The organism is Stutzerimonas chloritidismutans AW-1, from assembly GCF_000495915.1.
GTDB classification, from domain to species: Bacteria; Pseudomonadota; Gammaproteobacteria; order Pseudomonadales; family Pseudomonadaceae; genus Stutzerimonas; species Stutzerimonas chloritidismutans.
In genome coordinates this window covers 36635-56917 of the sequence record NZ_AOFQ01000058.1, presented here as the reverse complement: position 1 = coordinate 56917, position 20283 = coordinate 36635, and the positions used below count along the sequence as shown (strand labels likewise).

Below are 20283 nucleotides of genomic sequence, written 5' to 3'. Positions count from 1 at the left end.
TGCGGCCATTGCCTGTCGATCCGTCTTTCCCTGACTTCATCACCTTGTCGCGACTGTAGCGCGCGGTCTTGGGCCATCAAGGCGCGCCGGGCCGTGTCCTCGGCTGCGCCTGCGGGCCGCACCACCCGGCGCTTGCCTCCTTGACGGCTCCAGTCCGCGCGCTCCTGACCGTCGCGGGCGATGAACTCAGGAAAGACGGTGGCAACGAGGCCGGCCCAGGTCTCCGCGCCGACCCCACCGGTAGAGCCGAAAGCGGGCTCCGAATCTAGGAATCCGGTGGTGGTTTTCGACAGCCAATCCTTGTCAGGAGAACGACCATGCAACTTGCTTCTAACTTCTCTTACCGCTCCCCGGTGCTGCGCTCGGAGTCTCCCTTATTGGATGACCAGATCCGCGCCGTGGCCCCGTCCATCTTCGCGGAGGCTCCACACGAAAGCCGCTCGCAGCGGTACACCTACATCCCGACCGCCAGCGTGCTGCAAGAGCTGCGCGGTGAAGGCTTCGAGCCCTTCATGGTGTGCCAGACCCGCGTGCGCCATGACGACCGGCGCGACTTCACCAAACACATGATCCGCCTGCGCCATGCCAGCCAGATCGACGCCCGAGGTGAAGCCAACGAAATCATCCTGCTGAACTCGCACGACGGCACCAGCAGCTACCAGATGCTCGCCGGCATGTTCCGCTTCGTCTGCCAGAACGGCCTGGTTTGCGGTGACACCGTGGCGGACGTGCGCGTGCCGCACAAGGGCGACGTAGCCGCCCAGGTGATCGAGGGCGCCTACGAGGTGCTGCACGGTTTCGAGCAGGCGCAGGCGTCCCGCGAGGCCATGCGCGCTGTCACCCTGGACGGCGGCGAGGCCGAAGTCTTTGCCCGTGCCGCACTCGCCCTCAAGTACGACGACCCCGGCAAGCCGGCACCGATCACCGAACGGCAGGTGCTGGCCGCACGCCGCCTCGACGACAACCGGGCCGACCTGTGGAGCGTGTTCAACCGCACCCAGGAAAACCTCATTCGCGGCGGGCTGGCCGGGCGCGGCGGCAACGGGTGCCGCCAGCGCACCCGCCCCGTGCAGGGCATCGACCAAGACCTGCGCCTGAACCGCGCCCTTTGGCTGCTGGCCGATGGCCTGCGCCAGTTGAAAGCCTGACCCCCACCCGGAGGTGGCTGTCAGCTGTACGGCCCCTCCATTTCAACCGCAGTCGTTATCCCTTGAATGGAGCTACCACCATGAACGCGATCATCCCCACCGAAGCTGTCAGCGTGTCCGCCCTGCAAGTGGCCGACCCGACCAAGAACCTGCTGTTGCTGCCGCTCGCGCAGTTGCTGCCGCGTCGCTCCAAACGCAATGCGCGCACCACGCCGCGCCTGTCCATCGACGAGCTGGCCGCGAGCATTTCCCGTATTGGCCTGCTGCAAAACCTCGTCGTCATCCTCGCCGCCGATGGCGAGCATTTCGAGGTGGTGGCCGGTGATCGCCGCCTGACCGCCTTGAAATTGCTGGCGAAGAAGAAATGCCTGGCCGCCGATTTCGAGGTGCCGTGCCTGCTGGTGCCTGACGCCTCGGCCCGTACCGTCAGCCTCGCCGAGAACCTGCTGCGCGAGCAGATGCACCCCGCCGACCAGTTCGAGGCATTCGCCGCGCTGGTCAAGGAAGGCCGCCCCATCGAAGACATCGCCGCCGACTTCGGCGTGACTCCGCTGGTGGTGCAACGCCGCTTGAAGCTGGCGAACGTCTCGCCGCGCCTGATGGCGGATTACCGGGCCGGAACCGTCACCCTGGAGCAACTGATGGCCCTGACCATCACCGACGACCACGCCTCACAGGAGGCCGCGTTCTACGGCGCGCCGGAATGGCAACGCAACGCATCCGCCCTGCGGGCGCGCCTGACGGAGCGCGAAATCGACGTAAGCCATCCGCTGGTGGGCTTCGTCGGGCTGGACGCTTACACGGAGGCGGGCGGTGGCATCCGTCGTGACCTGTTCGCCGACGACAACAGCGGCACCTATCTCACCGATGCCGCGTTGCTGGAAACGCTGGTGCGCGGGAAGCTGGAGGCGTTGGCCGAGGACGTGCGCGCCGAGGGCTGGGCCTGGGTGGAGGCCGTGCCACAGTTCAGCTATGCGGATCGGCAGGCCTTCCAGAATGCGCCGCGCACCCGTCGCGAACCGACCACTCGCGAAGCGCGCCGCATTGCCTCGCTGCAATCCCGGCTGGAGAAGGTCGATGCCGAGCTGGAGGACGCCTACGACGTCGAGGACGAAGACAGGGTGCCGGCCCTGGAGCGGCGGCGCGAGCAGATGGCCGCTGAGCTGCACGCGCTGGGTGAGTCCTTGCAGGACTACACCCCGGAAGTGCTCAGTGTGGCCGGCGTCGTGGTTACCATCGACCGCAGCGGTGAGGCTGTGACCCATCGCGGGCTGCTGCGCGAGGCCGAGGCCAACGCGCTGCGCACGCTGGAGCGGCTGCGCCAGGGGCAGGGCGGCAGCGAGCGCACGAACGACGATGTCGGCGATGTCGCCGAACCGCCCAAGGCTGCGAGTCTGTCCGACCGGTTGGCGCAGCGCTTGAGCGCCCACCGCACTGCGGCGCTGCAGATTGAGGTGGCCCGGCACCCGCAGGCGGCACTGGTGCATGGTATGGTGCAAACTGTCCTGCAGATCGGACATCACGGCGACAGCATGCCGCTCGGCATCCGCCAGACCGTGTGTGATCGGCTCGACAGTCTGGCCCCGGACTGGCCGGAGTCGCCCGCCGCCGTGGCGCTGCATGAGCTGCTCCAGGCTTGGGGTGAGCAGCTGCCGCAGGACGGCGCCGAGCTGTTTGCCGCGCTGTTGGCGATGCCCCAGGACGAACTGGTGAGGCTGCTCGCGGTGTGCGTGGCGGCGAGCGTCGACGTGATCACGCTCCGTGCCGCTCAGCTCCAGCCCGGAGCCGAGCTGGCCCAGGCCGTGGGACTGGACATGGCCGCGTGGTGGAGGCCGACCGCCGAGAGCTATTTTCAGCACATCACCAAGGCGGCGATCCTCGAGGCCGTGGGAGAGTTTGCACCGAAGCACGTCAACCAGTTGGCCAAGCTCAAGAAGACCGACATCGCCAGCGAGGCTGAACGGCTTGTCGAAGGCACCCGCTGGATGCCGGCCATGTTCACGGTAGGGCAGGGGGCGGAGTCGCAGTTAGTTCAGGACGTGACGGAGGAACCGGAGTCGGTAGAGGCCGACGATAAGGTTCACGGTCACACGCTCGCCGCCTGATGTGCATAGCGCCCCGGCAAGGAAGCCGGGGCGCCGTTGCGTAAGCGGGGTTTCCCCTATAGGTGGCAAGCACCCGAGGCCAGCTACCCTCTGGTCGGAAATCAGGCTGCCAACCCGTCGGCGGCACCTGCGCGGGACGCCGGCGCCGCCTAAAGCCGGGCGCGGCAACTCTGCCGTGCCCGGTTTCAAACAAGCGCAAGCAAAAGCGCCGAAGCCATTAGCTGCATGGCAGCTCGGGAGTGCTATTCAAGATCCAGATGCTGAGCGATGTGCTCAATCAGCTTCATGGGGTCGCGAGTGTTCATCACGGTGAACATCAGGTCGCGTTTGCTGCGGGGGAGGCGCTGGGAACAACGCTTGGCGGCTGCATTCTACAGTTGTATTGCTTGTCGCCAAAGGATTCGGCCATATGAGCCTATGGCGGTCATGATGCTGAAGTGCAGGAAGCTGGGCGCCTGATCTACACGACTCCTAGTCTTGCTGGGGGAGCACTGTAATGCAGGAGGGGTTTACCCTGTGGCTGACAAGCTCCTGCGTTGTCGCTTTCAATCTATAGCTGCCGGTCAAGAAGGGCGTGAACTGGCCGACAGCAGCAATTGGCCAATGCCCGAAACTGGCCAACGGCAGACGTTATGTGCTTTCTCTCTAATCCCCTTATGCCAGGTCAGGTGCTTTGCGATTCAAACCAGGGATCTAGTGCTTCGTCCCGTCATTGCTCCCAGGGCTGACCACGTGTATTGGAGCACCCACTGCTTTCTTGATCGTCACGAAGCGTGTGCGCAGGCGGCCCTGGCTGGCGACCAGGCTGCGGCGTGATTGCAGGTAGCTGCGCTGGCTGTCGAGTACGGAGATGAAGTCCACCGTACCGCCTTGGTAGCGCGCTTGCGCCAATGAGTAGGCTTCGCCGGCGCTTTTCACTTGCAGGTCGAGTTGCTGCGCCTGTTGCTGCTCGGCGCTGTAGGCACTGAGGGCGTCGTCGATTTCCTGCCAGGCTTTGAGCACGGTGCGCTGGTAGGTCACCGCGGCTTCCTGCTGTTGCAGCTCGCGCAGTTGCACCACGCTTTTACGCCGGCCGTGGTCAAACAGCGGCAGGTCCAGGCTGGGCCCAATCGACCAGGTTCGGCTGCCCCAGTCGGTGAATTCACCGCTCAGGTACGACTCATAGCCAAACTTCGTGCCCAGGTGAATGCTCGGATAGAGCTGTGCCTGTGCCACGCCAATATCGGCCGTGGCGCTGGCCAGGGCAGCCTCGGCCGCGCGAATGTCGGGGCGCTGCAAGGCCACCTCCGAGGGCAGGCCCAATGCCAGGTCGGGCAAGGGAGTTTGACGGTTGTCAGCGAGTGGCGCCAGTTGGTCGCGCAACGCGCCGGGGCGTTCGCCGAGCAGCAGCGTGAGCTGGTTGGCGCTGGCGCCTTCTTGGGCCAACAATGCCGGAAACTGGGCTTTGAGCGAGGCCTGCTCGGCGCGCTGGCGCTCAAGGTCGAGATGGTCGAGGATACCGCCCTGCACCCGTGCGGCGAGAATCTCCACCTGTTCATCCAAGGCGGCGATGTCTTCGCGTGCCAGGCGGATCTGGCGCTGGGTGGTGCGCAGTTCGAAGTAGTTGCGCGCCACATCGTTGGCCAGGCTCTGGCGGGCCAGCGCAAGCAAGGCGGCCTGCTGCGCGATGTCGGCATCAGCAGCTTCGATGGAGCGACTCACGCGGCCCCACAGGTCCAGCTCCCAGGAGGCGTCGAAGCCGGCTTGGTAGAGGGTGAAAGGTTCGGCGAGCAATTTTTTCAGGTCGTCGGCGTTGCTGCCGGCGCCTATCGCGTCGATCAACCGTGTACCGGCGCCAGTTTCGCTCTGGCGTTGGCGGGTTGCCGAACCACTGAGGCCGACCTCCGGCGCACGTTGGGCGGCGACGGTACTGCGCTGCACACGGGATTGAGCAAAGCGTAACGATGCGGTCTTCAGGTCGGGGCTGGCTTGAATGGCTTGCACCTGCAAACGCTCCAGCACCGGGTCGGAAAATGCTTGCCACCAGGTGGCACGCGGCGCTTGCGTGAGGTTGACGGAAGCGCGCAACGACGGGGCGGCACTGCTCCACGTGGTCCAGTCGTCCGGCGCCGCGGGCGTGGGTTTGACCACGTCGGGGCCGACGGCACAGGCACTCAGTGCAACGGTGCAGACCACTACCGCCAGGCGTGCGGGGCGAAAGCGAAACAGCTGAGAGTTGGACATGGCGGGTACCTGGATCAGGAAAGTCGGTTGCGGAACAGCCAGGCTGCCAGCGGCAGCGTGATGGCGCCCATTATCAGCAAGGGAATGAAGTCGAGCCCTACATCGGCTAACCCCGCGCCTTCGAGGTAAACCCGCCGCACGATGCTGGTGCCAAAACGCAGCGGATTGACGTAGGTGGCGATTTGCAGCGCCTGCGGCATGTTTTTCACCGAAGTGAGCAGGCCAGACAGCAGCATCAGTGGCATGATCAGCAAAAAGGTGTAGAGCATGGCCTGCTGCATAGTCAGCGACACCGCCGAAATCGACAGTCCCACACCCACGGCAGCCACGGTAAAGGTGAACAGCCCCAGGTAGAGCAAGGCCACGGAGCCGGTCATGGGCACGTCAAACCAGAAGCGGATGACCAGAAAAATAATCGTCGATTGCAGCAACCCGATCCCCACGGCTGGCACCGCCTTGCCAATCAGGATCTGCATCGGCGTTAGCGGGGTGACCAGCAACTGGTCGAAGGTGCCCTGCTCGCGCTCACGGGCCACCGACAGCGCGGCCAGCAGCAGCGTCTGCAACATGCTCAACGAAGCTATCAGCGCCGGCATCAGGTTCCAGCGGGACTCCAGGTTGGGGTTGAACCAAGCGCGGCGCTCGATACGAATTCCCTGCGCGCCCCCGCCCAGTGAGGCGTTGTAATCAGCCACGATGGAGCCGACATAGCCGCCGGCCAGGCCGGCGGAAGACGAGTTGCGACCGTCCAGAATCACCTGCAGCGGCGCGCGTTGCTGATTCGCCAAGCGCTGCTGGAAGTCGGACGGAATGCTCAGCACCATCAGCGCCTTGCCGTCGTCTATCACCGTGGCGATCTGCGCCGGGGTGGTCAGCGTGGCCGCACGTTTGAACACGCCGGTGCCGTCCAACCGCGCCAACAACTCCCTGGAGGCCTGCCCATGACTTTGATCGAGCACCGCATATGGCGCGCTGTTGAGGTCGTATGTGGCGCCGTAGCCGAACAGCAACGCCTGAATCAGCGCGGGCCCGATCAGCACCACGCGGCTGACAGGTTCCTTGATCAGCGCAAGGAGCTCCTTGCGCACTAGGGCGCCGATCTGCGCCAGGCTGGCTAAAAACGAAGTCATGGCGTCACTCCAGCGTTTTGCGCAAGGTGCGGGTGGTGGCCCACGTCAGCACCACCGCGTACAGGCAGAGAACGGCGCTGCTGCGCATAATGGTGGGAAAGTGGTCACCAGCCAGAAACAAGGTTTTGATCAAGGCCATAAAGTGCGTCGCGGGCAGCAGTTGGCTAATCACTTGAATCACCACCGGCACGTTGCGCAGGTCGAAAACAAAGCCGGACAGCATCATGGCCGGCATAAAGCTGGTTAGCAGTGCCATCTGGCTGGCCTGAAACTGGTTGCGCGTGGCGCCGGAAATGTACAAGCCCAGCAGCAGCGAAACCGCCAAGTACAACATCGACGCCAGCACGATAATGAGTAGCGAGCCTCGCATCGGCACCTCGAACAGAAAGGACGAGGCCAGCAAACACATCACCAGATCGATAGCGCCAATCACCAGGTACGGCGCCAGCTTGGATAGCACTAACTCCAGCGGCCGCACAGGGGTAACGAACAGCGACTCCAAGGTGCCGCGCTCCCATTCGCGGGCGATCAACAACGAGGTCAAGAATGCACCAATCAGCGTCAACACCAGCACGATCAAACCAGGCACCAAGTACCAGCGGCTTTCGCCGGTCTCGTTAAACCACATGCGCTGCACCACTTCCACGCTGCCGCCGGCCGCCGGTTTGTTGCCGCTGCGGTCGGCCTGCTGTTGTGCCCAACCGCCAATGGCGCCGCTGACGTAGCCTTCGATGATCGACGCGGACGTGGAGTCGACGCCATTCAGCATCAGTTGAATGCGTGCATCGCCGGCCGCCAAACGCCTGGAAAAATCCAGGGGGATGCGCACAATGCCGTCTACTTCACCGGCCTGCAGCAACCGCTCAGCCTCGGGCATGTTGGCCACCCACACCGGCTCTAGGTAGTTCGAGCCTTCCATCCCGGCCACCACATCACGGGCCGTTACCGAGTGGTCTTCCAGCACCAGCGCGACCGGCGCGTTTTCCACGTTGAACGACAGGCCGTAACCGAACAGCAGAATCAGCGCTAACGGCAACAGCAACCCCACCGCCAGATTGCTTTTATCGCGCAGCAGTTGCCGCACTTCTTTGCGTAACAGCGCCGTGAAACGACTGCTGAAACCCAATGCGCGTTTGCTCATGCGCCGGCTCCCTCGGTTGCGGGGCGGCTGGCAGCACGGCCTTGTTCAACGATGGCGATAAACGCGCTGTTCATGTCGGCGCCGGCAGCGTCCCCGGCCTGCTCGCGCACTTCGCTTGGGGTGCCGAGCGCGAGCATCTTGCCGGCATCCTGAATGGCGATGCGGTCGCAGTACTCGGCCTCTTCCATAAAGTGAGTGGTGATAATGATGGTGACGCCGCTCTGGGCAAGCGCGGTGATGGTGCGCCAGAACGCACGCCGGGCGAGGGGGTCGATGCCGCTGGTAGGCTCGTCGAGAAAGAGGATTTCCGGCTCATGTAGCAGGCCGGTGGCCATGGCCAGACGCTGCTTGTAACCGCCCGGCAGCAGCTCACTGACGGCTTTGGGTTTCAGCCCGAATTGCTCAATTGTGGCCGCTATACGCCGCTCCAGCGCCTGGCCGCGCAGGCCGTACGCGCCACCAAAAAACTCAAGGTTTTCCAGCACCGTAAGGTTGCCGTACAGCGCGAATTTTTGTGACACGTAGCCGATGCGCGCACGGGCTTGGGCTCGGGCGTTGCGCAGGTTCAACCCGGCCACTTCTAGTTGGCCGCTGGTGGCGGGAAGGAGGCCGCAGAGCATGCGAAAGGTAGTGGTTTTGCCTGCGCCATTGGGGCCCAGCAAACCAAATATCTCGCCGCGTGCCACTTCAAACGACGTGCTGGCAACCGCTGTGAAGTCGCCAAATTTGCGCACCAGGTCGTGCACCTCGATGGCGGGTTTGCCGTCGGTTCCTTCGAGGGCATTGTTTACCCCAGCGCTTTCATCCACGCTCGCAGCTTCAGGTGCCGGTGCGGCCTGCTCATCCTCGTGATGCTTGCGCAGCATCATCATGAACGTGTCTTCGAGTTCGGCTTCGCGCGGCTGGTATTCAATGCCTTCGAGCAGTGTTTCCAGCGCGGGGCTGTCGACGTCTGGCTGGCGAATAAAACGTACGGCGCCGCCCTTGGGCACGGCATCGATAATTAGCTCACGGGCATCGATCAACCGCGCCTGCAGGTCCCGAGCCGGCGCGTTCGGCGGTGGTGTCGCCACGTAGGTCAAGCCATGGGCCTTTTGCGTCAGAGCCGCCGGCGTACCCTCGGCCAGCAGCCTGCCTTGGTGCATCACAAATACATTGGCGCAGCGTTCGGCCTCATCCATGTACGCGGTACTGACAATTACGCTGAGGTTCTCGTCATCCACCAGTTGCTGCACGATTTTCCACAGGTCGCGGCGCGACAAGGGGTCGACGCCCACGCTCGGCTCGTCCAGTAACAGCAGATCGGGTGAGCGCACCAAGGTGCAGGCCAGGCCGAGCTTTTGCTTCATGCCGCCAGACAGTTTGCCAGCCGGGCGATCGGTAAACCGCGTGAGGTCGGTCATTGCCAGCATGCGGGCGAAACGCTCGCGGCGAACCTCCTGCGGCACGCCATGCAAATCGGCGTACAGGTTGAGGTTTTCCTGCACGCTCAAATCTTCATACAGGCCAAAACGCTGGGGCATGTAGCTAATGCGGTCTTGCGCGGCTTGTGGCTGCGCCGTCACATCGATGCCAAGCACTTGTAGGCTGCCGGCATCGGGTTTTAACAGCCCCGCCATCATGCGTAGCAGGGTGGTTTTGCCCGCACCATCGGGCCCGACTAAGGCCGTCAGCTCACCGGCGCGCACGGTCATGGCAATCTCATTGACGGCATGCAGGGGGCCGCCGCCCGGCGCCTCGAAGGTTTTGCGTAAGCCCTCGGCCGCAACGGTGATGACTGCGTCGGTCATTGCGCGGCGCCGGCTGCCAACTGCACCGTCGCCGGTTGGCCCAGGCGCAGCGAATTGTCAGGGTCTTTAACCAGCACGCGCACTTCATACACCAGGCTGGTACGCAGCTCTTCGGTCTGGACTGCCTTGGGGGTGAACTCGGCCACGGAGGAGATATAGCCCACGGTGCCGGCAATGGCCCGGTCGGGGGCGGCATCGGTAAATACGTTTGCGCTCATGCCAGGTTTGACGCGACCCAGGTCCGGCTCATTAACGTACACGCGCACCCACTTGGGCTGAGTTAATGCCAACGCCAGGACGGGACGTTGCGGGGTGGCCATGTCGCCCGGCTCCAGCAACCGCGAACGCACCACGGCATCGGCGGGCGCCATGAGTTGGCCTTGGTCGACTTGGTGTTGCAACAGCGCGAGTTGCGCTTGCGATGCCTTGAGCTGAGCCTCGGCACCGGCCAATTCTTCCTGGCGGGGGCCTATCTCGGTCAAGCGCTGGGCTTCTTGGCGTTCAGCTACGGTGGCCCTGGCCACCTGTACGCTGCTCTTGGCTCGGTCCAAGTCTTGTGTACTGACGCCGCGGCCTTTGGTGGTGTCGGCGATGCCTTGCAGGCGTGCCAGGTCTTGCGCAGCGCGTGTTGCATCGGCTTGTGCAGCGGCCGTGCGACTGCGCGCCTGGGCGATTTCCTGCGGCCGTGAACCGCTGCGCAGCAACTTCAGATTTTGTTGTTGCACCTCAATTTTCGCCTGCGCTTGCTCGGCTTGCAGCTCAAGCGTGCGCGTGTCGAGAACGGCCAACACATCGCCCTGATGCACACTCTCGCCCTCATCAACTTTGAGCGTGGCGATACGGCCGTTGCCATCGAAGGCCAGCGAAATCTGGCGGATATCGACGTTGCCATGCAGCACCAACGTGTCGTCCTTTTTTCCGGAGCTGAACTGCAGCCCTGCCCAGAATGCGAGCGCCACGGTGGCTAGGGTCACGAGGATGATGGGCAGTTTCTTCATGGGCTGTTTCCACGAGGTGAAGGGGCGACGAAGTCGTCTAACGACCCATAGATTAAATTGAATTTAAACTATAGCTCAAGCAAAATCATCGACCTCGGTGTTGTTCGATGGAAATAGGCTAAATGAGCAAAATTCCCCGCGCTGCTCGTGCAGATGGCGAAGTCACCCGCACGCGGATACTGGAAGCGGCTGGGGCACTGTTTGGTACGGCAGGGTTTGCCGAAACCACCAGCAAGGCCATTGCGGCTCTGGCTGAAGTGGATCTGGCCTCCATCAATTACCACTTTGGCGGGCGTGACGGCCTCTACCAGGCCGTGCTGGTGGAAGCGCACCGCCGCCTGCTGGACGTCACTGCGCTGCAGCAAATCGCAGAGAGCGATCTACCGGTAGCGGGAAAACTCAGAAGCCTGCTTGAACAATTGGTGCCCAAATCAACTGATGGTGCTGACAGCTGGCACCTCACCGTGCTGGCCGCAGAAATCCTCGCGCCCTCTTCTCACCTCCAGGTGCTGATGCAATCGGAAGTTCCGATAAAGGTGTCCCTGGCAATGACCATCGTCGCGGAAATCACCGGCATTCCCATGGGCGCCCCGGCCTTGCTGCGCTGCCTGCTCAGCGTAGTTGCACCCTGCCTGATGCTGCTGATCGGTCGACGCGGTATACCCGGCCCGATTCAGGAAATTAGCAAGATGCCCCGTGAGGAAATTGTTGATCACCTGTACCACTTCGCCCTGGCGGGGCTTGATGCAGCTGGTCGTCGGTATGCTTCTGGTAAATAGTCAGGTGCCACTTCTTATAGCGAAGTTATTTTCAGACTGATCGCCACTAGTTCATGTTCATTTACGAATGGCAGCTTTGGACAGTAAGGCGTTGGGTGCTATGTTCCGACTTGATGCGACAGGTTGTGCATGGGGGAGCACCGTCCTCGACTCTGGCGGTTCGCCGCTCCAGGTCTTGAAGGATGGCCGCGGACAGGCCGCTAGGCCTTTCTAAGCCCCTGCCAGCCCACCCCTAAAGCCTGTTGCCACTGGACGCGGTAAGGGCGTTCTCGCCCGTCGTCGGGGTGTTGGCCTTGTCCGCGTCAGGGTGCAGGCCGGTGGAGCCGTCATGCGGAGAGACCGAGTCGGCCCTGTCTCCTTGTCGGGGAAGTTCGGCCCGGTGCGTCCTTGGCTTGTCGTGAATCCTGGCGGTGGCCCGGCTTCGCCTCGGGCTTCATGGCTGCAACCGTCCGGCGCAAACAATTTCCCCTCCGCTGCGCGGATTCCTCGCCCACAAATTCTGTGCACCTCCCGGTCCTCCACGCTGTTGCGGCCGCTGCGCGGTACGGCCAGCCCGTCCTCCGCCTGCCGGATCACAACAAGGACGCGATGGCGCGACCTTGGTTACCCCGCAAGGAGAAATCATCATAGCCAACATCGGCACCTTCACCGCTCAGAACGACGGCTTCACCGGCACAGTTCGCACCCTGACGCTCAACGTCAAGGTCAAGTTCGTCCTCAACGACAGGAACAGCGAGAACGTCCCCGACTACCGCATCCAGGCGGCCGGCGGCTACGACATCGGCGCGGCCTGGAAGAAAGTCAGCCAGGCCGAGCGGCCCTACCTGTCCGTGACCCTCGACGATCCTTCGTTCCCGGCGACGATCTACGCCCGGCTGATTGAGGAGGACGGTACACATAACCTGATCTGGTCGCGCAGCAAGTCGGCGGCCTGACGGCCACCTCGATGCCCCGCCCGTTGCGGCGGGGGGCTGGTGCGGGCCTACGCCCTGGAAGTAGCGAGCTGGCTTTCCGTCGCAGCCATCAGCACTGCTGTACTGCAATCGAGCGCACTGGCGATCTTGAAGATGATCGCCAGCGTGGGCATGTGTTCGCCGCGCTCGACCTTGCCCATGTGCGAGCGCTCGATGCCGGCCAGGTTCGCCAGCGACTCCTGCGCGATGCCACGCTCCATTCGCAGCGCGCGCACCGCTGCGCCGAAGGCTTGCGCCAGCTCGGCATCGAAGGTGGTGGAGCCGGTCGGTCGGCCGGGCTGAACGGATCGCTTCTGCATGGACAGAAGCGTCCGACCGAGGGAGAATCAAAACCACGTTATCTTTAACTCATTGCGCGGTATTTCCGCCGCTTTCGTGCTTTTACGGAAACCCGCATCGGCGGATTTCATCAGAACCGCAGAGGCGTCTCCGTGTCTTTCCCGATTTGCACAATGCCGCTTCCACGCCTTGGCGCCTTCACGGATTTGCCTGCATGCGGATCTGTGTTTCTGATCAGATGCACAAATCCGCATCGGCGGATTGGCGCTTCCGGACAAAAGCACATTCGTGCATCGACACCGGTTGGCATACGGCCATGACCCGGCTGCTCATCACCGACACGGAGCGCGAGCAACTGCTAGTGAACGGCCGCGCTCGGGTTGCAGGCCATGCCATCGACCAGCGCCCGGTGGTGCGCCTGTTCACCCCCGATGCACACGCGACCTGGCTGCTGGCCGCGCTCGACCCTGCCGATGAGGACACGGCCTATGGTCTGTGCGACGTGGGTATCGGGATGCCGGCGCTGGGCTTCGTGAAACTGTCCGAGCTGGCGTCCATCGTTGGGCCGCTCAAGCGCCCGGTCATGCGCGACCTGCACTTCCAGGCGACGCGTACGCTGGCTCAATACACCCAGCTGGCGCAGCGAAACGGCTCAATCATCGACTGAGCGATCCGAATTCAGACCGCTTCGGTCTCAATCGGCATTATTTCTGCTAGGCCCTGCCAGCCTGACCAAATCGGTCAGGATTCCTACCGCTCAAGCCAGCAGGATATGCCCTGTGCCGCACCATTGATGGTCGGTGGCGCTGTCGCATTCGGATGAGCTGCGCAACACTTCGGAGTCAATCGGTCTTGATGCTACCGTTTGACGTGTTTCCATCTGCTGCCTCGCGTTGCGATCCGTGGTGACTGCCCCATGTGCAAAGGGAGGTTGCCGTATGGTCGATCACGAGCAGTGGTATCCCGCTGCGGCCTACCTCTATGTTTTGCACCTGGACGATCTAGCCCTGGCCTGGGAGTACCTGCGGCGCAATCCTGAGTACCGTCGCGACTGGCATAACCGGCAACGTCGCCCCGAGGCGGCGCAACACTGGGGGCTACGTCTGCTGGAGGATCCTGACCTGGATGCGCGCGATGCGCAGCCGGCCTGGTTCCCGGATCCCCCGGAGCTGATTCACCTCTATCCCGATGTCGATCCCATGCCCGACTCCGCGGCATTCGACTTCTGGCGCATCTCTGGCAGCAAAGGCCTGATCCATGATGGCCGGCGCCTGCTGCTGATGGCGCGTTGGCCGTGTTGCTGCCTGCGGCTAGCCGTTGCGCCCGACCTGGAGCAGGGCATGGCCTATGTCCACGCCGTGCGGGCCTGCGCCAGGCCCTGCACACATTACTGCGTTCTCGCGGCCGAGCTGGACAAGCTGGCTGTAGCCGCTGATGCCGCACCGTTTGCGGCGACCCTGTGCCGCCCCAGCCCAGCCGTGCTGCTGGAGCTGCATACCCTTCAAGCGCTTGATGCCACCCTGGCGGGGGCGTCCTTGCGCGAGGTGGCTGTGGGGCTGTTTGGGGCAGCCATGGTCACCGGCGGCTGGCACGCCGACGGTGGCCTGCGCTCGAAGGTGCGTCGTCTGGTGCGCCGCGGTCGGACGCTGATGCTCGGCGGCTATCGCCGTCTGGCACAACTCGACGAGTGCGGGGAGGGCCGTTCGGCGCAGTCCGCAAAACGACCCTGAGCAGACCGCCAAGCCTTTCTGAGACTGCCTCCATCCGGCTGCGCTGGTGTGGCCGGGCAGTCCTGAACGATGGAGGCTCACCTCATGCGACCTGCTCCCGTGCGACCTGCTGTCACCCACCCTAAGTCCCTGCAACCCGCAGTCACTGCCCAGCCGCAGCGCTACCTGACCAATGACGAGGCGGCCGTCTACCTGCGCCTGTCGCCGCGCACGCTGGAGAAGCAGCGAGTGATCGGCGGTGGTCCGCGCTTTCGCAAGTTCGGCCGGCGCGTCATGTACGCTGTCGCCGACCTCGATGCCTGGGCAGACCAGCACAGCTTCGAGGCCACGTCCGATCCCGAGTACGCCGAGCAGCACTCGGCCGACAGCCGTGCGCGCTGATCGGCGGCGCGACTGTGGCCACCGCCATGACCGGCCCCATGCCGGAGCGGGAGCAGCTCGATCTGTTCCGAGCTTTACCGGGCGACATGGCGCCGCGCGACAGCCAGGATCTGATGGCCTACCCATTCTTCTCGCTGGCCAAATCGCGACGTACGACGCCGATCGACTTTTGCACCGCGCGTGTCACCGTGCGAGTGGAGGGTACGCAGGAGCACGGCATCGCCACGATTTGGGATGCCGACGTGCTGATCTGGGCGGCCAGTCAGATTGTTTCGGCGCGCGACGCGGGCCTGCACACATCGCGCCTGATGCGCGCCACGCCCTACGAGATCCTGCGCTTCATCGGGCGCGGGGTGTCGCTGCGCGACTACCAGCGCCTCAAGGCCGCCCTGGATCGGCTGCAGTCGACCACGGTGGCCACCTCCATTCGCGAGACCACAGGGCGACGCCTACACCGCTTCTCCTGGATCAACGAGTGGAAGGAGTTGGCCGATGCCCGCGGCATACCGCTGGGCATCGAGCTGATCCTGCCGGACTGGTTCTACGCGGGCGTGCTGGACGCCGCCCTGGTGCTGACCATCGACCCGGCGTACTTCCGGCTCACTGGCGGCATCGAGCGCTGGCTGTATCGCCTAGTGCGCAAGCATGGAGGCAAGCAGCCGGACGGCTGGCAGTTCGATTTCCGCCACCTGCACCGCAAGTCTGGCAGCTCGGCGAGGTTCTGCGACTTCGCCTGCGACCTGCGCACCTTGGTGGCGCGGCAGTCGCTGCCCGGCTACATGCTTGGTATCGAGCGCATACCGGAGGTCAGCACGGAGTTGCTGACCTTCCGCTCCGTGTCACCCACGGCACGGGGGTAACTGCGGGAAAACCTGTGGACGGGCTCGTGCTATCAGGCGTAAGGGGTATCGTGCTATCGGGCGTGTCCCTATCGTGCTATCAGGCGTGCGAAATCGCCTGGAAGCCAGAGCCTGCGCTGGCTCCAGGCTCCCTTAACTTCTCTAACTTAAAAGCTCTAACTTTTTATAGGGGCGCGCCGTTTCGGTGGACAACCGCAAAACGGCACGGCCAGGTCGACCTCTCCGCAGGGAGGGCCGTGCCATGATCATTGCTTTGCTCAACCAGAAAGGCGGCGTCGGTAAGACCACGCTCGCCACCCACATCGCCGGTGAGCTGGCGATGCGCGGCCAGCACGTCATCCTGCTGGATGCCGACCCACAGGGTTCATCGTTGGACTGGACGCAGCGCAGAAGCCAGCGAGGTCTGCCAAGATTGTTCAGCGCCGTGGGCCTCGCCCGCGAAACCCTGCATCAGGAAGCACCCGAACTGGCGCGTCGCGCCGATCATGTCATCATCGACGGCCCGCCCCGCATCGCCGCCCTGGCGCGTTCAGCGTTGCTGGCGGCCGAGCACGTTTTGATCCCGGTGCAGCCCAGCCCCTACGACCTGTGGGCCAGCGCCGAGATGGTGGCGCTGATCCGCGAGGCTCAGGTGTTCCGGCCGCAGCTAGCGGCGGCCTTCGTCATCAACCGGCGCGTCAGCACCACCATCATCGGCCGCGAGGCACGCCAGGCCCTGGCTGATCAGCCGCTGCCAGCGCTGAGCGCCGAGGTGCGCCAGCGCATCGTCTTCGCCGACAGCGTGGCCGCTGGCCGGCTCGCCCGCGAGACGGCGCCTGACAGCGCCGCCGCGCGCGAGATCGCCGCGCTGGTCGACGAGCTGCTGCGGTGGACGCCATGACCACCGAGCGCGGCAAGCGCACGGCCATCGGTACGCGTCCACCAACGAGTCCGTATGCCGAGGCCTGGGTTCGCCAGGGCGACGCAACGGATCTGCAGAAAGGCGACCTCTACACCGCGCGCCTGACCCTCGACATCACGCCCGCAATGCGCGCTCGCATCAAGGTCTCGGCGTTCACCCAGGGGGTGACGGTCGCAGATCTGCTGCGCGTGCTGCTGGAACGCGAGTTCCCGGAGAAAACCCCATGAATACCCAGCCCTCGGTGGCAATGCCTGCGCCGCTGCCGTCGCACATGGTGCTCCCTGGCCAGACCGATGCCGCGCAACTGACTCGCGTCTCGCTCGCCTACGTGGAGCAGCGCATCAAGCTCTACCTGCGCTTCGGCGAGCCGGCGCGTATCACCCGCCTGGACCATTGGCGACGTGTCGCGATGTTCCTGCCGGGTGTCGTCTTCTGCCGCATCCGCTGGCAGGCCAACGACTACGGCACGATCCGCTGGCAGCTCATGGTGATGCAGGCTTGCACGTCGCTGGACGCGGCACAGCGCATCCCCGGCGTGCTGCCGGGCGCGCGACTGCTGCTGCACGCCGAGAGCGAGCCAGCCGTGCGCGCCGTGCTTCCACAGATCGACGCTATCGAGGCCTTGGGCATCGCGCCGGGCGCCGTTTCGCCCGCGTACTGGCGCACGTTGGGCAACCGGCTCGCCGCGCGCCTGCCGCTGCCAGCGTACACGGCCGAGCGGCATGCAGCCTGGCTGACGGGGAGGCTGCTGTCATGACCATCGTCGCCGCCACTCGTCCTCGCTCGCGCCTGCGCGCCCGCATCGCGCTGGCGGGTCTGACCGCCTGCGGCCTGGCTGCGCTCGCTTGGGCGTCATTCGTGCAGCCCGATGCCCGCGTCGTCTACAACGCTTCGGACAGCGTGCCGGTCGGCTGGTATCACGTCGATCCTCTGTGGCGACAGACCGACTCCCCGCTGGTTGGCAGCATCGTGTTGATCTGCCTCCCGGCCCCCCTCGCAGTGTTTGCCGAGCAGCGTGGCTACCTGCCAGCGGGCATCCCGTTGCTCAAGCGTGTGGGGGCGGTTGCGCCGCAGGAAGTGTGTGTCACTGATGGATCTGTGCGCATCGACGGCGTGCCCGTGGCCGTCGCATTGCATACCGATCGAATGGGCCGGTCATTGCGGGCCTGGCCGGGTTGTCGCCGACTTCGGCCCGGAGAGCTGTTCCTGCTGAGTACGACCAATCCTGCGTCGTTCGACAGTCGCTATTTTGGGCCAATTGCCGCCTCCGCCGTGCTCGGCGTTGCGCATTCGCTCTGGCTGGAGACGGGCCGATGATGGGTACCGACTTGCTGCACTTCGTCGTGCCATCCGGCGTGTCGCCCTGCTGGCTGTCGCCGTGTCTTTGCGCGTGCCGTACAGGTGCGTTCGCACCGCGCTTCGCGCAACCTCCGGCGCATTCGTCCAATGTGCAGGCGTCTTGCCTCGAGCGCACGCGGCCCGTGGCCGTCACAGCGTTCGCCGGTGGACTGGCTTCGAGCAGCGTAACGCCTCCGGGCCGACGACGCCTGGAGCGCATGCGAGAGGCAAAGGCGGAAGGCAAGACAAAAGGGGGCGGCACTTGGCCTCCCGCAACTTCAGTCTGCACGTGGGGGAGGAGCGGCACGGTGCGGTTTCGCCGCCGTGCCGTGTGGTGCATGCAGCACGCGCAGATGCCGGCATGTCCGCGTGCTTCGCACGCCAGAACACGCCCTGGCTTACCGAGGGAGCAGTCATGACCGAACGACGCGGTGACGATTTCCGCGTGCGCCCCAGCGCGCCGAAAAACCGCGACAAGTGCTTCGTGTCCAAGGTGCTCAAGCAGGTCGGCAAGGCCGGCGGCAAGTCGGCTGTGCGCCGGCCGGCACTGGCCGGCAGCAAGGGGCAACACGCCGGCCAGCGGCCCGGCTCGCGGCTGGGGCGAGGGTACACGGCGGCACGTTTCGCCGGCGCCTCGCTCACGCCATTCTCGCGCCGGGTGACCATCAAGACTTTGCTGGTCAATCAGCGCCAGGCCAGCCCGCAATCGCTGGTCAAGCATCTGCGCTACATCGAGCGCGACGGCGCCGGTCGTGATGGCGAACCGGGGAGGGCCTACGGGCCGCAGGCGGACGATGCCGACCTCGGCGCCTTCAGGGAGCGCTGCACCGACGACAGACACCATTTCCGCTTCATCGTCGCACCCGAGGATGGTGCCGAGCTGGACGACTTGCGTACCTACACCCGGCAACTGATGGGGCGCATGGAGGCTGACCTGGGCACGAGGCTGGATTGGGTGGCGGTGGATCATTGGAACACCGATAGCCCGCATACCCATATCGTATTGCGCGGGCGTGACGATACCGGCAAGGACCTCATCATCGCGAGCGATTACATCGCCCATGGCTTCCGTCACCGGGCCGCTGAACTCACTACCGAATGGCTGGGGCCGCGCACCGAGCTGGAGATCCAACAGACCCTGCAGCGCGAAGTAGAACAGGAGCGCTGGACGAGCCTGGATCGCACCCTGCAGCGTGAGGCTGGTGGCGAGGGCCTGCTGCAGATCGAACGCCTCAACGAACCGCGGCTGCAGCGCCAGCGGCTGTTGCTGATCGGCCGCCTGCAGTGCTTGCAGCGTATGGGCTTGGCCGATGAGGTTCGGCCCGGCATCTGGATCGTTCAGGACGATGCGGAGAAGACCTTGCGTGTGCTGGGCGAGCGGGGTGACATCATCCGCACCCTGCAGCGCGCCATGAGCGGCCAGTCGCGTGATTTGGCGGTGTTCGAGCCGGGTGAGGGGGCGCGTGCGGTGATCGGCCGGGTGGCCGCCAAGGGGCTGGCCGACGAGCTGCGTGACCGGGCTTACCTGGTCATAGATGGGGCCGACGGCAAGGCCCACTACGTTTCTCTCAATGCCCGCGACGAACTGGCGAACTATCCCGCAGGATCGGTGGTGGAGGTGCGTGCCTCGGCCGAGATACGCGTGGCCGACCGTACCATCGTCGCGCTGTCGAGTGACGGCCTGTACCGCACAGATCATCACCTTGCGATTGCCCAAGGGCAGGCTAAGGATGGCTGTGCCCCGCAGGAAATCGTCGCGGCCCACGTCCGCCGTCTGGAAGCCCTGCGACGTGCCGGCATCGTGGAACGCATAGCTGAGGGGCTTTGGAAGGTACCTGACGATCTGCCCGAGCGTGGCCGCCAGTACGACGCGCAGCGTCTAGGTGGAGTGTCTGTGGAGCTGAAATCGCATCTACCTATTGAGCGACAGGCCCGTATGATCGGAGCCACCTGGCTGGACCAGCAACTGATCGGCGGCGGGCGAGGGTTGGGTGATCTCGGATTTGCTGGTGAGGTGAGGCAGGCCATGCAGCAGCGTGCCGACTTCCTGGTCGAGCAGGGGCTGGCCGAGAGACAAGGTCAGCGCGTGATCCTGGCGCGTAACCTGCTGGCGACGCTGCGCGGCCGGGAGCTGGCCCAGGCCGCTCGGGGCATCGCAGCCGAAACCGGGTTGGAGCATCGGCCTATGGACGACGGGCAGCGTATGGCCGGCATCTATCGGCGCAGCGTCATGCTCGCCAGTGGACGTTACGCTGTGCTGGATGATGGCAAAGGATTCAGTCTGGTGCCATGGAGACCGGTGATCGAACAGCGCCTGGGGCAGCAGATTACCGCCACCGTGCACGGTGGCGGCGTGTCCTGGGAAATCAGTCGGTCGCGGGGTGTATAGGCCGGGGATGCCTACCGGAGCGGGGGTAGTTCATACTTGATGGTGGCGGGTATGCTAAGAGGCATTCGACAATGCGCGTCTCGTAGGCATGCCCATTTGCAGCCAGGTGGTGCGTCT

General features: G+C 64.4%; 19 protein-coding genes and 1 pseudogene. 13 read left to right on the top strand and 7 right to left on the bottom strand.

Annotation, left to right across the window (positions count from 1 at the left end; genetic code table 11):
• Nucleotides 1-317: 317 nt before the first annotated feature.
• Nucleotides 318-1148, top strand: a complete 831-nt coding sequence (locus tag F753_RS43875; protein WP_031298207.1) for a DUF932 domain-containing protein — start codon at nt 318-320, stop codon at nt 1146-1148.
• Between the two features lie 80 nt (nt 1149-1228).
• Nucleotides 1229-3253, top strand: coding sequence for a ParB/RepB/Spo0J family partition protein (locus tag F753_RS43870; protein ID WP_023446515.1), 2025 nt, complete (start codon nt 1229-1231; stop codon nt 3251-3253).
• Nucleotides 3254-3495: 242 nt separating this feature from the next.
• Here the strand turns inward: F753_RS43870 and F753_RS50375 are convergent.
• The 6 genes and pseudogenes from F753_RS50375 to F753_RS43845 form a co-directional block, all read right to left on the bottom strand.
• A pseudogene (locus F753_RS50375) lies at nt 3496-3609 on the bottom strand (DUF7740 domain-containing protein); the annotation flags it as partial.
• Between the two features lie 337 nt (nt 3610-3946).
• Entirely contained in the window at nt 3947-5476 is a 1530-nt protein-coding gene (locus F753_RS43865) for an efflux transporter outer membrane subunit (RefSeq protein ID WP_023446513.1), read from the bottom strand.
• A 14-nt stretch (nt 5477-5490) separates the two neighbouring features.
• Complete coding sequence (locus tag F753_RS43860; RefSeq protein ID WP_023446512.1) at nt 5491-6606, bottom strand: ABC transporter permease; 1116 nt, start codon at nt 6604-6606, stop codon at nt 5491-5493.
• Nucleotides 6607-6610: 4 nt separating this feature from the next.
• The gene (locus F753_RS43855; protein ID WP_023446511.1) at nt 6611-7747 is read right to left on the bottom strand and encodes an ABC transporter permease; all 1137 of its coding nucleotides are present in this window, start codon (nt 7745-7747) and stop codon (nt 6611-6613) included.
• Nucleotides 7744-9537: an ATP-binding cassette domain-containing protein gene (locus tag F753_RS43850; RefSeq protein ID WP_023446510.1), complete on the bottom strand. Its 1794-nt coding sequence runs from the start codon at nt 9535-9537 to the stop codon at nt 7744-7746. Before F753_RS43850 ends, F753_RS43855 begins: the two co-directional genes overlap by 4 nt.
• Nucleotides 9534-10535: an HlyD family secretion protein gene (locus tag F753_RS43845; protein WP_023446509.1), complete on the bottom strand. Its 1002-nt coding sequence runs from the start codon at nt 10533-10535 to the stop codon at nt 9534-9536. Before F753_RS43845 ends, F753_RS43850 begins: the two co-directional genes overlap by 4 nt.
• A 122-nt stretch (nt 10536-10657) precedes the next feature.
• Here F753_RS43845 and F753_RS43840 point away from each other — a divergent pair, with 122 nt between their 5' ends.
• The gene (locus tag F753_RS43840) at nt 10658-11314 is read left to right on the top strand and encodes a TetR/AcrR family transcriptional regulator (protein ID WP_023446508.1); all 657 of its coding nucleotides are present in this window, start codon (nt 10658-10660) and stop codon (nt 11312-11314) included.
• 626 nt (nt 11315-11940) lie between these two features.
• A complete protein-coding gene (locus F753_RS43835; RefSeq protein WP_031298204.1) occupies nt 11941-12249 on the top strand; it encodes a DUF736 domain-containing protein in 309 nt (102 codons plus the stop codon).
• A 47-nt stretch (nt 12250-12296) separates the two neighbouring features.
• Here the strand turns inward: F753_RS43835 and F753_RS43830 are convergent, their stop codons facing one another.
• Entirely contained in the window at nt 12297-12587 is a 291-nt protein-coding gene (locus F753_RS43830) for a helix-turn-helix domain-containing protein (RefSeq protein ID WP_023446506.1), read from the bottom strand.
• Nucleotides 12588-12883: 296 nt separating this feature from the next.
• Between F753_RS43830 and F753_RS43825 the strand changes: the two genes are divergently transcribed.
• The 9 genes from F753_RS43825 (at nt 12884) to F753_RS43785 (ending at nt 20166) form a co-directional block, all read left to right on the top strand.
• The gene (locus tag F753_RS43825) at nt 12884-13234 is read left to right on the top strand and encodes a DUF2958 domain-containing protein (RefSeq protein ID WP_023446505.1); all 351 of its coding nucleotides are present in this window, start codon (nt 12884-12886) and stop codon (nt 13232-13234) included.
• Nucleotides 13235-13505: 271 nt separating this feature from the next.
• Entirely contained in the window at nt 13506-14297 is a 792-nt protein-coding gene (locus tag F753_RS43820; protein ID WP_023446504.1) for a DUF2285 domain-containing protein, read from the top strand.
• 84 nt (nt 14298-14381) lie between these two features.
• Entirely contained in the window at nt 14382-14678 is a 297-nt protein-coding gene (locus F753_RS43815) for a helix-turn-helix domain-containing protein (RefSeq protein ID WP_023446503.1), read from the top strand.
• A 26-nt stretch (nt 14679-14704) separates the two neighbouring features.
• The gene (locus tag F753_RS43810) at nt 14705-15538 is read left to right on the top strand and encodes a replication initiator protein A (RefSeq protein ID WP_031298203.1); all 834 of its coding nucleotides are present in this window, start codon (nt 14705-14707) and stop codon (nt 15536-15538) included.
• 241 nt (nt 15539-15779) lie between these two features.
• Nucleotides 15780-16418 (top strand): ParA family partition ATPase, encoded by a 639-nt coding sequence (gene parA, locus F753_RS43805; RefSeq protein ID WP_023446501.1) that lies wholly within the window; start codon nt 15780-15782, stop codon nt 16416-16418.
• Nucleotides 16415-16666: a hypothetical protein gene (locus F753_RS43800; RefSeq protein WP_031298202.1), complete on the top strand. Its 252-nt coding sequence runs from the start codon at nt 16415-16417 to the stop codon at nt 16664-16666. Before parA ends, F753_RS43800 begins: the two co-directional genes overlap by 4 nt.
• A gap of 20 nt (nt 16667-16686) precedes the next feature.
• Nucleotides 16687-17196: a DUF2840 domain-containing protein gene (locus F753_RS43795; RefSeq protein WP_245218671.1), complete on the top strand. Its 510-nt coding sequence runs from the start codon at nt 16687-16689 to the stop codon at nt 17194-17196.
• A complete protein-coding gene (locus tag F753_RS43790) occupies nt 17193-17756 on the top strand; it encodes a S26 family signal peptidase (protein WP_023446498.1) in 564 nt (187 codons plus the stop codon). The genes F753_RS43795 and F753_RS43790 overlap by 4 nt, the downstream gene beginning before the upstream one ends.
• A 436-nt stretch (nt 17757-18192) precedes the next feature.
• Entirely contained in the window at nt 18193-20166 is a 1974-nt protein-coding gene (locus tag F753_RS43785) for a relaxase/mobilization nuclease and DUF3363 domain-containing protein (RefSeq protein WP_023446497.1), read from the top strand.
• The last annotated feature ends 117 nt before the right edge of the window (nt 20167-20283 follow it).

What these genes read in the sequence shown, in the direction of transcription:
- F753_RS43875 (WP_031298207.1), top strand. Translation starts at nt 318, where the DNA reads ATGCAACTTGCTTCTAACTTCTCTTACCGCTCCCCGGTGCTGCGCTCG.
- F753_RS43870 (WP_023446515.1), top strand. Translation starts at nt 1,229, where the DNA reads ATGAACGCGATCATCCCCACCGAAGCTGTCAGCGTGTCCGCCCTGCAA.
- F753_RS43865 (WP_023446513.1), bottom strand. Translation starts at nt 5,476, where the DNA reads ATGTCCAACTCTCAGCTGTTTCGCTTTCGCCCCGCACGCCTGGCGGTA.
- F753_RS43860 (WP_023446512.1), bottom strand. Translation starts at nt 6,606, where the DNA reads ATGACTTCGTTTTTAGCCAGCCTGGCGCAGATCGGCGCCCTAGTGCGC.
- F753_RS43855 (WP_023446511.1), bottom strand. Translation starts at nt 7,747, where the DNA reads ATGAGCAAACGCGCATTGGGTTTCAGCAGTCGTTTCACGGCGCTGTTA.
- F753_RS43850 (WP_023446510.1), bottom strand. Translation starts at nt 9,537, where the DNA reads ATGACCGACGCAGTCATCACCGTTGCGGCCGAGGGCTTACGCAAAACC.
- F753_RS43845 (WP_023446509.1), bottom strand. Translation starts at nt 10,535, where the DNA reads ATGAAGAAACTGCCCATCATCCTCGTGACCCTAGCCACCGTGGCGCTC.
- F753_RS43840 (WP_023446508.1), top strand. Translation starts at nt 10,658, where the DNA reads ATGAGCAAAATTCCCCGCGCTGCTCGTGCAGATGGCGAAGTCACCCGC.
- F753_RS43830 (WP_023446506.1), bottom strand. Translation starts at nt 12,587, where the DNA reads ATGCAGAAGCGATCCGTTCAGCCCGGCCGACCGACCGGCTCCACCACC.
- F753_RS43825 (WP_023446505.1), top strand. Translation starts at nt 12,884, where the DNA reads ATGACCCGGCTGCTCATCACCGACACGGAGCGCGAGCAACTGCTAGTG.
- F753_RS43820 (WP_023446504.1), top strand. Translation starts at nt 13,506, where the DNA reads ATGGTCGATCACGAGCAGTGGTATCCCGCTGCGGCCTACCTCTATGTT.
- F753_RS43815 (WP_023446503.1), top strand. Translation starts at nt 14,382, where the DNA reads ATGCGACCTGCTCCCGTGCGACCTGCTGTCACCCACCCTAAGTCCCTG.
- F753_RS43810 (WP_031298203.1), top strand. Translation starts at nt 14,705, where the DNA reads ATGACCGGCCCCATGCCGGAGCGGGAGCAGCTCGATCTGTTCCGAGCT.
- parA (WP_023446501.1), top strand. Translation starts at nt 15,780, where the DNA reads ATGATCATTGCTTTGCTCAACCAGAAAGGCGGCGTCGGTAAGACCACG.
- F753_RS43800 (WP_031298202.1), top strand. Translation starts at nt 16,415, where the DNA reads ATGACCACCGAGCGCGGCAAGCGCACGGCCATCGGTACGCGTCCACCA.
- F753_RS43795 (WP_245218671.1), top strand. Translation starts at nt 16,687, where the DNA reads ATGCCTGCGCCGCTGCCGTCGCACATGGTGCTCCCTGGCCAGACCGAT.
- F753_RS43790 (WP_023446498.1), top strand. Translation starts at nt 17,193, where the DNA reads ATGACCATCGTCGCCGCCACTCGTCCTCGCTCGCGCCTGCGCGCCCGC.
- F753_RS43785 (WP_023446497.1), top strand. Translation starts at nt 18,193, where the DNA reads ATGACCGAACGACGCGGTGACGATTTCCGCGTGCGCCCCAGCGCGCCG.